At 62.1% G+C, this 12,583-nt stretch carries 12 protein-coding genes; 5 read left to right on the forward strand and 7 right to left on the reverse strand.

Annotated elements, in window-relative coordinates:
- Positions 1-20: 20 nt before the first annotated feature.
- The 3 genes from EWH21_RS18330 to purL form a co-directional block, all read right to left on the reverse strand.
- The gene (locus EWH21_RS18330) at positions 21-338 is read right to left on the reverse strand and encodes a YqfO family protein (RefSeq protein ID WP_277699010.1); all 318 of its coding nucleotides are present in this window, start codon (positions 336-338) and stop codon (positions 21-23) included.
- Positions 339-493: 155 nt separating this feature from the next.
- A complete protein-coding gene (locus EWH21_RS18335) occupies positions 494-763 on the reverse strand; it encodes a CDGSH iron-sulfur domain-containing protein (RefSeq protein WP_047589961.1) in 270 nt (89 codons plus the stop codon).
- Between the two features lie 143 nt (positions 764-906).
- Complete coding sequence (purL, locus tag EWH21_RS18340) at positions 907-4,803, reverse strand: phosphoribosylformylglycinamidine synthase (protein ID WP_277699011.1); 3,897 nt, start codon at positions 4,801-4,803, stop codon at positions 907-909.
- A gap of 167 nt (positions 4,804-4,970) precedes the next feature.
- Between purL and mltF the strand changes: the two genes are divergently transcribed.
- Entirely contained in the window at positions 4,971-6,437 is a 1,467-nt protein-coding gene (gene mltF / locus EWH21_RS18345; RefSeq protein WP_277699012.1) for a membrane-bound lytic murein transglycosylase MltF, read from the forward strand.
- A 4-nt stretch (positions 6,438-6,441) separates the two neighbouring features.
- Here mltF and EWH21_RS18350 read toward each other — a convergent pair whose 3' ends face one another.
- The 3 genes from EWH21_RS18350 to EWH21_RS18360 are packed head-to-tail and all read right to left on the reverse strand — an operon-like array spanning position 6,442 to position 8,837.
- Positions 6,442-6,909, reverse strand: coding sequence for a hypothetical protein (locus tag EWH21_RS18350; RefSeq protein ID WP_277699013.1), 468 nt, complete (start codon positions 6,907-6,909; stop codon positions 6,442-6,444).
- Positions 6,910-6,930: 21 nt separating this feature from the next.
- Positions 6,931-7,407 carry a tRNA adenosine(34) deaminase TadA gene (gene tadA, locus EWH21_RS18355; RefSeq protein ID WP_152489406.1) on the reverse strand — a complete coding sequence of 159 codons (477 nt, stop codon included), beginning with the start codon at positions 7,405-7,407 and terminating at the stop codon, positions 6,931-6,933.
- Between the two features lie 56 nt (positions 7,408-7,463).
- Positions 7,464-8,837, reverse strand: coding sequence for a multicopper oxidase family protein (locus EWH21_RS18360; RefSeq protein WP_277699014.1), 1,374 nt, complete (start codon positions 8,835-8,837; stop codon positions 7,464-7,466).
- A gap of 180 nt (positions 8,838-9,017) precedes the next feature.
- Between EWH21_RS18360 and EWH21_RS18365 the strand changes: the two genes are divergently transcribed.
- The 4 genes from EWH21_RS18365 to EWH21_RS18380 all read left to right on the forward strand — a co-directional run bounded on the left by EWH21_RS18365 (position 9,018) and on the right by EWH21_RS18380 (position 11,270).
- On the forward strand, positions 9,018-9,488 hold the full coding sequence (locus EWH21_RS18365; protein ID WP_277699015.1) for a DUF3592 domain-containing protein: 471 nt from the start codon (positions 9,018-9,020) through the stop codon (positions 9,486-9,488).
- Between the two features lie 2 nt (positions 9,489-9,490).
- Positions 9,491-10,006: a hypothetical protein gene (locus tag EWH21_RS18370; RefSeq protein ID WP_277699016.1), complete on the forward strand. Its 516-nt coding sequence runs from the start codon at positions 9,491-9,493 to the stop codon at positions 10,004-10,006.
- Positions 10,007-10,704: 698 nt separating this feature from the next.
- Positions 10,705-10,974 (forward strand): hypothetical protein, encoded by a 270-nt coding sequence (locus EWH21_RS18375; RefSeq protein ID WP_081876442.1) that lies wholly within the window; start codon positions 10,705-10,707, stop codon positions 10,972-10,974.
- Complete coding sequence (locus EWH21_RS18380) at positions 10,971-11,270, forward strand: LasR-specific antiactivator QslA (protein WP_277699017.1); 300 nt, start codon at positions 10,971-10,973, stop codon at positions 11,268-11,270. Before EWH21_RS18375 ends, EWH21_RS18380 begins: the two co-directional genes overlap by 4 nt.
- A gap of 78 nt (positions 11,271-11,348) precedes the next feature.
- Here EWH21_RS18380 and EWH21_RS18385 read toward each other — a convergent pair whose 3' ends face one another.
- Positions 11,349-12,521 carry a cysteine desulfurase family protein gene (locus tag EWH21_RS18385; RefSeq protein ID WP_347177582.1) on the reverse strand — a complete coding sequence of 391 codons (1,173 nt, stop codon included), beginning with the start codon at positions 12,519-12,521 and terminating at the stop codon, positions 11,349-11,351.
- Positions 12,522-12,583 lie beyond the last annotated feature (62 nt).

A 12,583-nucleotide genomic window follows, 5' to 3' on the forward strand; every position in this document is an offset into this window, starting at 1 on the left:
AGGCGCCATCGGCGCCTTTTTCAGAACTGCAGATCGGACAGTCGCCAGACGTCGAAGGCCGGCGTCTCGTACGGGTGGTGTTTTTTCAGGGCCTTGACCGCATCGTGGATCAGCTCGTCCGCGACGACCATCTCCACCTTCCACTCGGCAACCTGTTCGATCTCGCCGACCCGCCCCAGGAACGGCTGACTGCCCTCCAGAGCGCGAAACTGGCCCTGGCCGAGCACCTGCCAGCAGCAACTGTCATAGAGGCCGATACGCCCGCCCCCGGCAGCGAACACCGCTTTTTTCACCGGCTCCAGATGGGCTTCCGGCACATAGAAACACAGTTTGTACATCAAGTTCTCCGCAGATGGGCAACCGAACAGCAGACAAGTCATGACGCCAATATAGTGTCATTTCGCCATGATTTTGTCTTGCGGTCGCCCGCACAAATCCGCCCGAGGCGGGAAACGATTCGCTGCGTTCGACTCGAATGATCGGCGCGACGTTCTCAGCTGCCGGCGAAAAAACGCCGCCACTTGTCGGCCAGGCTGGGTGCCGGCGGGCTGTGGCTGCCATCGCAATGAGGCATGCTCCGTGAGCGTCCGCAGCGGCAGAGCAACAGTCGCTGCTCGCGCTCGGGACGCAGGATCAGGGATTGCGGGCAACCGGCGTGGCAGTCCGGCAACTGCGCAGACTGGCCGCAGCGGCACAGGCGATGGGCTTCACCGGGACTGACCAGGCGAACCTCGGGGAGGATGGGCAGAGGATCATCGGCCATGCACAAGGCCTGCGTAGTCGGATGAAATCCAGGGAAGGTATGCCACAGGTTTTCCCCGGATTGCATCCGGGCTACGAACGCCGGAACCGGCCCCTCTCCCAATGACGGGAGAGGGGCGACAGAGGGCCGCTACGCGGCCGCTGTCAGTCCACCCAGACGCGGGCGTTGCGGAACATGCGCATCCAGCCGCCGTCTTCCTGCCACTCATCCGGGCGCCAGGAGTTCTGCACGGCGCGGAACACCCGCTCCGGGTGCGGCATCATGATGGTCACGCGGCCGTCACGACTGGTCAGGCCGGTGATGCCACGCGGCGAACCGTTGGGGTTGGCCGGGTAGGCTTCGGTGACCTTGCCATGGTTGTCGACGTAACGCAGGGCCACTGTGCCGGACAGGTCCGCCTCCAGCAGCGCCTCTTCGCTCTCGAACTCGGCATGACCCTCGCCGTGGGCGATGGCGATCGGCATACGCGAACCGGCCATGCCCTGCAGGAAGATCGACGCCGACTCCTGCACCTGGACCATGGCCACGCGCGCCTCGAACTGCTCGGAGCGGTTGCGCACGAAGTGCGGCCAGAACTCGGTGCCCGGAATCAGCTCGTGCAGGTTGCTCATCATCTGGCAGCCGTTGCACACGCCGAGGGCGAAGCTGTCGCGACGCTCGAAGAAGCCCTGGAAGGCATCGCGGGCGCGGGCATTGAACAGCACCGACTTGGCCCAGCCCTCACCGGCGCCGAGCACGTCACCGTAGGAGAAGCCACCGCAGGCCACCAGGCCCTTGAACTCTTCCAGGCTGACACGACCGGCGAGGATATCGCTCATGTGCACGTCGATGGCCGAGAAACCGGCGCGGTCGAACGCGGCGGCCATTTCCACCTGGCCGTTGACGCCCTGCTCGCGCAGGATCGCCACTTGCGGACGCACGCCCTTCTTGATGTAGGGCGCGGCGATGTCCTGGTTGACGTCGAAGCCGAGCTTGACCGACAGACCGGGGTTGTCTTCTTCCAGCAGCAGGTCGAATTCCTGGTCGGCACCCTGGGCGTTGTCGCGCAGGCGCTGGATGCGATAGCTGGTTTCCGCCCACTGACGCTGCAGCAGACGACGCTCGCCGGCGAACACCGACTCGCCGTTGAAGCTGATGTTGACGTCGCCGTTGTTCACCGCCTGGCCAATCACCGCCACGCAGTCATCCAGGCCTGCGGCGCTGAACTGCGCCAGCACTTCCGGGGTGGCGTCCTGGCGCACCTGGATCACCGCGCCCAGCTCTTCGTTGAACAGCACGGCCGGCAGCTCGGAGGCATCGCCCGCCAGTGCGTCGAGGTTCAGCGACAGCCCGCAATGACCGGCGAAGGCCATTTCCAGCACGGTGGTCAGCAGGCCGCCGTCGGAGCGATCGTGGTAGGCCAGCAGGTGGCCGTCGGCGTTCAGGCCCTGGATCACGGCGAAGAAGGCCTTGAGGTCTTCGGCGTCGTCGAGGTCCGGTGCCTGTTGGCCGATCTGCGCATAGACCTGCGCCAGGATCGACGCGCCCATGCGGTTCTGGCCACGGCCCAGATCGATCAGGATCAGATCGGTTTCGCCCTTGTCCATGCGCAGTTGCGGGGTCAGGGTCTGGCGGATGTCCTGCACCGGCGCGAAGCCGGAGATGACCAGCGACAGCGGCGCGGTGACGCTCTTGTCGACGCCCTCGTCCTGCCAGCGGGTCTTCATCGACATGGAGTCCTTGCCCACCGGGATGGTGATACCCAGTGCCGGGCACAGCTCCATGCCGACGGCCTTGACGGTGTCGTACAGACGCGCGTCTTCACCCGGGTGGCCGGCTGCGGCCATCCAGTTGGCCGACAGTTTGATATCGGACAGCTTGCCGATTCGCGCAGCCGCCAGGTTGGTGATGGTTTCACCGACCGCCATGCGCCCGGAAGCCGGGGCATCGAGCAGTGCCAGCGGCGTGCGCTCGCCCATCGCCATGGCTTCACCGGTGTAGACGTCGAAGCTGGTGGCGGTGACGGCACAATCGGCCACCGGCACCTGCCACGGGCCGACCATCTGGTCGCGAGCGACGAGGCCGGTGATGCTGCGGTCGCCGATGGTGATCAGGAAGCTCTTGCTGGCCACGGCCGGGTGGCGCAGCACGCGCTCGATCGCTTCATCGATGGCCACTACGCTGGCGGCGAAATCGTCGCCCTGCTCGGCTTCACGCTGCACGCTGCGGTGCATGCGCGGCGGCTTGCCCAGCAGCACTTCCAGCGGCATGTCCACCGGGGTGTTGCTGAAATGGCTGTCGGTCACGGTCAGGTGTGGTTCGGCCGTGGCCTCGCCAACCACGGCGAACGGGCAGCGCTCGCGTTCGCAGATGGCTTGGAAGCGCTCGAAGTCGGCAGCATCCACGCTCATCACGTAGCGTTCCTGCGACTCGTTGCACCAGATCTCGTGCGGGGCCATGCCCGGCTCGTCGTTGGGCACCTTGCGCAGCTCGAAGCGACCGCCACGGCCGCCATCGTTGATCAGCTCCGGCAGGGCGTTGGAGATACCACCGGCGCCGACGTCGTGGATGAACTTGATCGGGTTGGCTTCGCCCAGCTGCCAGCAGCGGTCGATGACCTCCTGGCAGCGGCGCTCCATTTCCGGGTTCTCGCGCTGCACCGAAGCGAAGTCCAGGTCGGCCGAGCTGGCGCCGGTGGCCATCGACGACGCGGCGCCACCACCCAGGCCGATGAGCATGGCCGGGCCACCGAGCACGATCAGCTTGGCGCCGACCGAAATCTCGCCCTTCTGTACGTGGTTCTCACGGATGTTGCCCAGGCCGCCGGCGAGCATGATCGGCTTGTGGTAGCCGCGCACTTCCTCGCCACGCGGGCTGCCGACCGCCTGCTCGAAGGTACGGAAATAACCGTTGAGCGCCGGACGGCCAAATTCGTTGTTGAACGCGGCGCCGCCGAGCGGGCCTTCGATCATGATGTCCAGCGCGCTGACGATGCGCTCGGGCTTGCCGTACGGCTTTTCCCAGGGCTGGAGGAAATCGGGGATGTTCAGGTTGGACACCGAGAAACCGGTCAGGCCCGCCTTGGGCTTGGCGCCACGACCGGTCGCGCCTTCGTCGCGGATCTCGCCACCGGAGCCGGTGGAGGCGCCAGGGAACGGCGCGATGGCGGTCGGGTGGTTGTGCGTTTCCACCTTCATCAGGATGTGCACCGGCTCCTGCACCGCGCCGTACTGGCGGCTTTCCGGGTTGGGGAAGAAGCGCCCGGCGCTGAAGCCTTCGATGACCGAGGCGTTGTCCTTGTAGGCGGACAGCACGCCGTCGCTGTGCATCTGGTAGGTGTTCTTGATCATGCCGAACAGCGACTTGTCCTGGCTCTCGCCGTCGATGTCCCAGCTGGCATTGAAGATCTTGTGGCGGCAGTGCTCGGAGTTGGCCTGGGCGAACATCATCAGTTCGATGTCGTGCGGGTTGCGCCCCAGGTCGTTGAAGCTCTTGACCAGGTAGTCGATCTCGTCCTCGGCCAGTGCCAGACCGAGGTCCTGGTTGGCCTGCTCCAGCGCCGCACGGCCACCACCGAGGATATCCACGGCGGTCAGCGGCTTGGGCTGGGCATGGCTGAACAGTGCCGCAGCGTCCTCGAGGGTGCTCAGCACCAGCTGGGTCATGCGGTCATGCAGCAGCGCGGCGACGGCAGCGCTGTCGGCCTCGCTCAGTTCACCGCTGACGTAATAGGCGATGCCGCGCTCCAGGCGCTGGATCTTGGCCAGGCCACAGTTGCGGGCGATATCGCTGGCCTTGCTCGACCAGGGCGAGATGGTGCCGAAACGCGGAATGGTCAGGAACAGCTTGCCGCTGGGTTCCTGCACAGCGACGCTCGGGCCGTACTTGAGCAGGCGCGCCAGCACCTGCTCTTCATCGGTGTTGAGTACGCCGGTGACATCGGCGAAATGCGCGAACTCGGCGTACAGCCCGGTCACGGCCGGCACCTTGCTGGTCAGTTGCTCGAGCAATTTGCCATGGCGGAAAGCGGAAAGGGCGGGAGCGCCGCGCAGGATCAACATCGTCGGTACAGCCTCTGGAGAAGGGGTGTGCTTAGAGGCCGTGCATTCTAGCCTAAAGCCGCGTTCACAGCACCCGTGCCGGGCGCTTTCGAGACGGGCGATCGCTAGCAGAGAAGCGCGTCGCTGTCGAGATATGGCAGCGACGATGCTTTGCGTATACTGCGCCGATGTTTGCACGACCTGCGATACGCATGCGTTGCGCCACAGGGCTGTTGGCGATTGGAACCCTCCTGATGCTCACTGGCTGTGGCGAAGAACCCAAGCCCAGCGTACTCGAGCAGGTAAAGGCGGAGGGTGAGCTGCGCGTGGTCACTCGTAACAGCCCCGCCACCTACTTCCAGGACCGCAACGGCGCTACCGGTTTCGAATACGAACTGGCCAAGCGTTTCGCCGCCGACCTCGGCCTCGAACTGAAGATCGAGACGGCAGACAATCTCGACAGCCTGTTCTCCAGCCTCGCCCGCCCCGACGGCCCGGTGATGGCGGCAGCCGGCCTGGTGGATACGCCGCAGCGTCAGCGCCAGGCACGCTTCTCCATCCCTTATCTGGAAGTCACACCGCAGGTCATCTACCGCAACGGCGAGTCTCGCCCGACCAAACCGGAAGACCTGGTCGGCAAGCGTATCCTGGTGCTGTCCGGCAGCAGCCATGCCGAGCAGCTGGAAGCCCTGAAACAGCAGTTCCCCGAACTCAAGTTCGAAGTCTCTGACGCCGTCGAGGTGGTCGACCTGCTGCGCATGGTCGACGAAGGGCAGATCGACCTGACCCTGGTCGACTCCAACGAGCTGGCGATGAACCAGGTGTACTTCCCCAACGTACGCGTCGCGTTCGACCTGGACGACACCAACACCATGCGCTGGGCCGTGGCCGCCGGTGACGACGAGAGCCTGCTGCTGGAGATCGACGCCTTCCTTGAGCGCGCCCAGGCCAACGGCACCCTGCAGCGCCTGAAGGAACGCTACTACGGCCATGTCGACGTGCTCGGCTACGTGGGCGCCTACACCTTCGCCCAGCACCTGCAGAAACGCCTGCCGCGCTACGAGAAGATGTTCCGCCAGGCCGGCCAGGCCAACCAGATCGACTGGCGCCTGCTGGCCGCAATGGGCTACCAGGAATCGCTGTGGCAACCCAATGCCACCTCCAAGACCGGCGTGCGCGGCCTGATGATGCTCACCCAGCGCACCGCGCAGTCGGTAGGCGTCTCCAACCGGCTCGACCCCAAGCAGAGCATCGATGGCGGCGCCCGTTATTTCATCCAGGTTCATCAGCAACTGCCGGAAGGCATCGCCGAGCCGGACCGCACCTGGTTCGCCCTGGCAGCCTACAACGTCGGCGGCGGTCACCTGGAAGATGCGCGCAAGCTGACCGAAGCCGAAGGCCTGGACCCGAACAAGTGGGCCGACGTGCAGAAGATCCTGCCGCGCCTGGCGCAGAAGCAGTGGTACAGCAAGACCCGCTACGGCTATGCCCGTGGCGGTGAGCCGGTGCACTTCGTGCGCAACATCCGCCGCTACTACGACATCCTCACGTGGGTGACCCAGCCGCAGCTAGAAGGCACGCAGGTCGCCGAGAGCGGCGTCCATGTGCCGGGCATCGACAAACGCAAGCCCGAAGAAGAAACCCCGCCGCTGTAAGCCCTTACAGCAGGTTCTGGTTGCCCACCGAGCAGCGACTGATCGCTCGCTGCGCCTGTGCCAGCCCCTTCAGACGCGTGGCGCACTGGGCCTGGCTCGACATGCGCTCGACCTGCAGATTGGCCTGCTCGTCGATGCTGATCAGGTAGGGCTGGTTGTAGCGCGCCCGGTCGTTCCAGCCACTGAAGCGCTGGGCACTGAACACGCAGCGGTAATCCAGGTGGCCGGTGAAGCCCTGGAAACGGTCGCGCATGAAGATGTGGTGATAACGCTGCCAGTCGCGGTCACGCTGACCGACTCGCACGGCCTCCTGGCAATCCTCGAGCGTGGTGATCTGCGGCTCGTGCAGGAAGATGCTCTGCGCCAGATTGGAGCCGCCCAGCTGCACCGTGGCCAGCAGGTACACCTCCTGCTCCTCGGCCTCCACCGGCAACGCCAACAGTGCCAGCAGACCCAATATCCCTTTGTTCATGATGATGTCCTGTGACGATGCTCAGCCACGCCGAGCCTTGAAGAATTGTTTCAGCAGCGCCCCGCTCTCGTCGGCCAGCAGACCGCCCTCAACCAGTACGCGATGATTGAGAAAACCCTGGTCGAAGAACTGCCCCTGACTGATCGCCACCCCTGCACGCGGTTCGCTGGCGGCGAATACCACCCGCGCGATCCGGGCGTGCACGATCAGACCGGCGCACATACTGCAGGGCTCCAGCGTGACGTACAAGGTGCTGCCCGGCAGCCGATAGTTCTGCACCGACAGCGCGGCAGCGCGGATCGCCACCATCTCGGCATGGGCACTGGGGTCGTGGCGCAGGATCGGGCAGTTGTAGCCCTGCCCCACCACCTCGCCGTCCTGCACCAGCACCGCACCGACCGGCACCTCGCCCTGTTCCGCGCCCAGGCGTGCCTGGTCGAGCGCCAGGCGCATGAAGTGCTCGTCGTGCGAGCGGTCGATGATCTGCGGTCGCTTCATTGCATCAATCCGTAGGGTGGCCGGCCACCGAGGCCGGCCTGAAAACGGCGCCCACCCTACACCACTTCGATGGCCGCCATCAGCCCCGTTTCCATATGGTCGATCACATGGCAATGGAACATCCATACCCCGGGATTATCGGCGACGAAGGCGATGCGCGCCGTCTCGTTCTTGCCCAGCAGATAGGTATCGGTGAAGTACGGCACGATCTTGCGTCGGTCGGAACCCAGCACCTTGAACGTCATGCCGTGCAGGTGGATCGGGTGCTGGTACTGCGCCATGTTGCGCAGCACGAAGATGTAGTGACCATCCTTCTTCAGCGTGGCGATGGGCCGGTCGGCACAGGTCTTGTCGTTGATGTCCCAGGCCTGGCCGTTGATCTGCCAGTACTTGTAGCGCCCGGCCGCTTCGTCGGCCGGCGAAGCCAGGGCGGCCGCCCACTCGAAGTTGAAGCGCAGGGTCTCGGCACGCGCCAGGTCAGGCTCGGCGATGGGGTTGGCCGGCAGCGCCGGTGGCCAGTCGCCCGCTGCCTCCGTGCTGGCGACGCCCTCGAGGGTCGCCAGGCGCAGCGGCCCATTGCGCAGCGACAGCGTCTCGCCGGCGGCCGGCACCCTGAGCGCCAGGTCGATGCGCATGCCCGGACCGAGCCAGTACTCCTTGCCCAATGGCCGGGGCTGCACGGGGTTGCCGTCCAGGGCATAGATACGCGCCTCGCCACCCGGCAGGTTGAGGCGGTAGGTGACAGTGTTGTCTAGGTTGATCAGACGCAGGCGCACCACCTGCCCCGCCGGCAGTTCCAGTGTCGGGTTGGGCGTGCCGTTGATGGTCGTCAGCCGTCCACGGGTGCCTTCACGTGCCGCCTGGCGCGGCACCATGAACGGCGTGAACGCGCCCTGCTCATCGATATGCCAGGTCTTCAGGCTCAGCGTGCGCTCATGGCGAAAGCCGGTCGGCTCGCGCTCCTCGACGATCAGCGGCCCGACCAGACCGCGCCCCAGTTGCTCGGCGCTGGTGGTATGCGGGTGATACCAGAAGCTGCCGGCGTCGTGACAGATGAAGTCGTAGTCGAAGTACTCGCCCGGCAACACCGGCGCCTGCGAGACATAGGGCACGCCATCCATTTCCAGCGGCAGCCTGATGCCATGCCAGTGGATGGTGCTCTGCTGCTCCAGCTTGTTGATGAAGCGCACCCGCAGCCGCTCGCCCTGGCGGCACCGCAGCTCCAGCCCAGGCGCCTGACCACCGTACCCCCAGGCCGGCGTCACATGTCCCGGCACCAGCTCCATATCGACCGGCGCAGCGACCAGCTCGTAATCATGGGTCGCGACGTTCTCCGGACGCCCCAGCCAGTAGCACACGCCGCCAGCGCCAAGGCCGACCACACCGAGACCGGCCAGGCCGGCGAGCACTTGTCTGCGAGTAAACGACATCTTCATCCTCGGCAATCTGTGAGCAGACTCAATTGCGGTATCTTCTCATTTTCATGCAGTGGCAGACGAGCATCTGCAAAGACAAATTGCCGCGGCCGCCATTGAGAGGCAAGGCCAGGAAAGGAACACACTTAGCGAGATAGAATCGCCCGGTAATCTCAGGAAAACGCTCCCCCGGACATGGACAGTTTCTTTTTCGACGCCCCCTTGGCGATCATGCTCGCCGCAATGACGCCCCTGATCCTGCTCGCGTGGATCGGGCTCATGGCCGCATTCGGCGAAGTGATCTGGTCTGACTGCTACCGACTAAGCCGCGCGCATGAAATCGTTAAAGCAGCAATCATCGATCAGAAGCTTGTCAAAGCCCGCATCAGCGCTGGCAAAGCCACAATGGTCAGCTTCAAGTATGTCTATCGCCTGCGCTACGAGTACGAACAACGCACCTACGAAGTGGAGCATCTGGTACTCGATAACGATCATGTGGAACTCAACCCGCAAGCAGGGACCGTTCTGCTCTACGTTCCCAAGGCAAACCCGGCCAATGCCACTCCCGAGTCCCCAAGCGCCGCCTCCCCTATCGCCGCAATGGCATTGATGTTCATGGGATATGCGGTCTGGATAGCCGCACCGGCACTGCTGACAGGCTTCTGAGCATGATCGTGGTCTTCGTCATACTCGGCGGCCTGCTGTGGTTGTTCAGTTTGCTGCTGCTCGCCTTCTCCGCTTGGGCCTTTTACAAACTCGCGCGACTGCTCTGGGCAAAAATCCTTAGCGCTTTGCTGCGTCCAGGCACAGCGCAAATCACAGCCTATGAAATTTCCACACCCGATCCCGATAACCAAGACGCTCAGGATAGCCGCCCGCAAATCCGCCTCGAACTGGATTGCGAGCGCCATGGGCAGCACTTTCAGATATCTCTGGGGCCGCTGACCTGCGAGGAGCTGTTCCCCGCACTGGACCTACCTGCACACCACGTCGCCTGCTGGCTGAGCGAAGAGGATTGGCAACAGCTGCTGGATAAGCGATGGATCACGATCGCCTGCGACTGGCGCCAGCACAAAGCGATACTCACCAGCCAGATTCGCAAGGACAGACGCCTGCTCCTTGTCAGTTTTCTGAGCCTGAGCCTGTTCGCACTCATCGTCACGCTGTCTCTACTGCAACACTGAAAGCATGCAGCCATGAAAAAACCGGCCTAAGCCGGTTTCCTCATGCCACGCTGCGGGATCACTCCCACTCGATCATCAACAAGCCGCCCGAGCCCGCTTGGCTAAAGGGATTCGTTGTAATTGCAATGGAGCCCTACCGTCACTTCTACCGTCAATCGCGCAGAGCTTTTGCTGACGCGGGAGATAGATCGATTTGCGGGGCGACGGCTCTGGCGGCACCATCAATCAGCTCTCATATTATCCGTACCCTGCCCTCGAGACGAGCCCGAACATGCCGCCGCCGAATCAGAGGCCGAGGCGTTACCCGTCTTCAATCTCACCTACGCCACAGTAGGTTGCCATCGTGAAACCCTCGGGCTAGAGTGCGCCCGTCGTGGTCAATCCCACGGCCGGGTGTGGTAGCCCGATTCACACGAAGGCGCGGTTGCGTCATAAACGAGAGCAGGCCCTTCTCAGGATCTGCTGTTTTCTCGTGCATTTATGGCGGGCCGTGTGAGGCAGGCTTCGGCCTGGCCGGCCTTCCTTCGTGGGTCGGTCTACCACCCTTGCACGGTCCGCCTCCATTCGTGTGGTAGCGAATGGCTGCGGCTCCTTAATCTCACGAAGGAGCATAAGGAAAATGCGCTACCCCCTTTTTACCCGAGAGCTCCGCCTTGGGCTGCTGGTCTTGCTGTCCACCTCTGATCTGGAGGTGCGCCATGGCTGAGTTCGAATCCTGCGTTGTACCTTTTCCGCTGCAGCGAAGCCCGCTGCATGAATCCGAACGCTCTCCCCTACCCGCTGAAGCTGCAGCTGAACTGCGTGGCGTCATGCTCGGCAATTTGCTGGATCAACTAGCTGAACCAGATGGACTGCAGCCGGAAGATCTGCGTGTGCGGATTGCTGCTTACTCAGCTCTGGATCTGCTCGATGAGATGGTCGTGCTCTATCGCCGAGCTCTATCCGAGGCGCAAGGAGGTGCGAGATGAGCAAAGGTGTAATGACCTGCCTTCCGCCTCACGACGGCCATCCAGGCATGGAGATCGCCTGGGCTGCCGACTGCAGGGAGGCGTTCAACCAGGGCGTGAAGCTGGCCCAGACCTGGCTCGACAATGCTCGCAGCGGATGGCTCTGGGCAGTGATGATCGCCGAGCGCGACTTACTGCCATGCGCGATAGAACGGAGAGCCTTCGAAGTAGGCTTCCTCAGCCGCATCCACCAACGAATTTGCGTACTACACCAGAGCTGCAACCAACCGATTAGCTCACTCACCTCACCGCTGTAGAATAGATGTTCGAGCCGGCTTGCCGGCTCGCGCTAGCCGCATCATGCCGGGACCACACTACCGATCATATAGGGCAAGCTATACCTTCTTAATAGCATTGCAGATGAGGTATGCAGCTTCTTCGACCTGGGAACTATCAGTGAAGCGACCAAAACTAAACCGCACAGTATTAGATGACTCATCCTCACTTAAACCAATAGCACGTAAAACATGAGACTGATTAATGAACCCACTATTGCAAGCCGAACCAGTAGATGCGCAAATATAAGACTGCAACCTCAAGAGCAAAGAGCTAGCATCAACCCCCAAAAACCTGACACTTATATTCCCCGGGTGACAATATTCTCCTTGCACTCCATTTAATACGTAACTAACAGAATTACTTTTGATAACCTCAAGAAAATGAGACTTTCTTAAATTCAGAGCTGAACGATCCAGAAACGAGTCTTCGCAAATTAAATCTGCTGCGGCTCCAAAACCGACACACAATGGCGTTGACAACGTACCAGAACGGACTCCACCCTGCTGACCACCACCATAGATCAAAGGCTCCAAGTCGACTAATAAATCACTACGAACATACAGCGCCCCTATTCCCTTGGGACCGTACAACTTATGCGCCGAAAGACTCAAAAAATCTAAATCCCAGCTATAAACATCTATATCTATTCCCGTCGGAGCCTGCGCAGCATCACAAAGAAATAACGCGCCAACAGCATGCGCGGCCTTCACGAGATCGGGAATAGGTTGAATTGTACCAATCTCATTATTAACGGCCATTATCGAAACCAATGCGACATCCTGGTCAAGCATCGCTTTGTAACATTCTAGATTCACAAGTCCACTTGAATCAACAGGGATAAAATGAACCTCCATCCCCCAGAACTTAGCCGCCGCATTTGCGGCAGCCAATACACTTTTGTGTTCTACCGCGCTAACTAAAATTTTGGATCGACCTGTAGCCCGAGCCACCGTTTGAATAATATGATTGTTTGATTCGGTTGCTCCGGAAGTAAAGAACACCTCCTCAGGGGAGGCGCCAATAAGCTTAGCAACAGAGAGGCGAGCCAGATCAATCGCAGCTGCAGCCGACCAACCTAGCGCATGGTCAGTAGAGTGAGGATTGCCGAAATCATGAGTAAAGAATGGCAGCATAGCCTCGAGGCATGCAGCGTCCAATGGCGTTGACGCCTGATAGTCAAGATAAATTTTCCCATCGACACGCAAAGGTGACCCCCCCAAAAAATGCAACTGGATGAGCTATCCAGCTGCATTGACCGTATCGCTCCCGGGAGTTATTGTCTAGCCTGGAA

Origin of the sequence: Pseudomonas sp. REST10 (genome assembly GCF_029542605.1) — a bacterium.
GTDB lineage: Bacteria > Pseudomonadota > Gammaproteobacteria > Pseudomonadales > Pseudomonadaceae > Aquipseudomonas > Aquipseudomonas khazarica.

Coding starts and splice junctions, on each gene's coding strand:
- EWH21_RS18330 (WP_277699010.1), bottom strand. CDS start 338: ATGTACAAACTGTGTTTCTATGTGCCGGAAGCCCATCTGGAGCCGGTG.
- EWH21_RS18335 (WP_047589961.1), bottom strand. CDS start 763: ATGGCCGATGATCCTCTGCCCATCCTCCCCGAGGTTCGCCTGGTCAGT.
- purL (WP_277699011.1), bottom strand. CDS start 4,803: ATGTTGATCCTGCGCGGCGCTCCCGCCCTTTCCGCTTTCCGCCATGGC.
- mltF (WP_277699012.1), top strand. CDS start 4,971: ATGTTTGCACGACCTGCGATACGCATGCGTTGCGCCACAGGGCTGTTG.
- EWH21_RS18350 (WP_277699013.1), bottom strand. CDS start 6,909: ATGAACAAAGGGATATTGGGTCTGCTGGCACTGTTGGCGTTGCCGGTG.
- tadA (WP_152489406.1), bottom strand. CDS start 7,407: ATGAAGCGACCGCAGATCATCGACCGCTCGCACGACGAGCACTTCATG.
- EWH21_RS18360 (WP_277699014.1), bottom strand. CDS start 8,837: ATGTCGTTTACTCGCAGACAAGTGCTCGCCGGCCTGGCCGGTCTCGGT.
- EWH21_RS18365 (WP_277699015.1), top strand. CDS start 9,018: ATGGACAGTTTCTTTTTCGACGCCCCCTTGGCGATCATGCTCGCCGCA.
- EWH21_RS18370 (WP_277699016.1), top strand. CDS start 9,491: ATGATCGTGGTCTTCGTCATACTCGGCGGCCTGCTGTGGTTGTTCAGT.
- EWH21_RS18375 (WP_081876442.1), top strand. CDS start 10,705: ATGGCTGAGTTCGAATCCTGCGTTGTACCTTTTCCGCTGCAGCGAAGC.
- EWH21_RS18380 (WP_277699017.1), top strand. CDS start 10,971: ATGAGCAAAGGTGTAATGACCTGCCTTCCGCCTCACGACGGCCATCCA.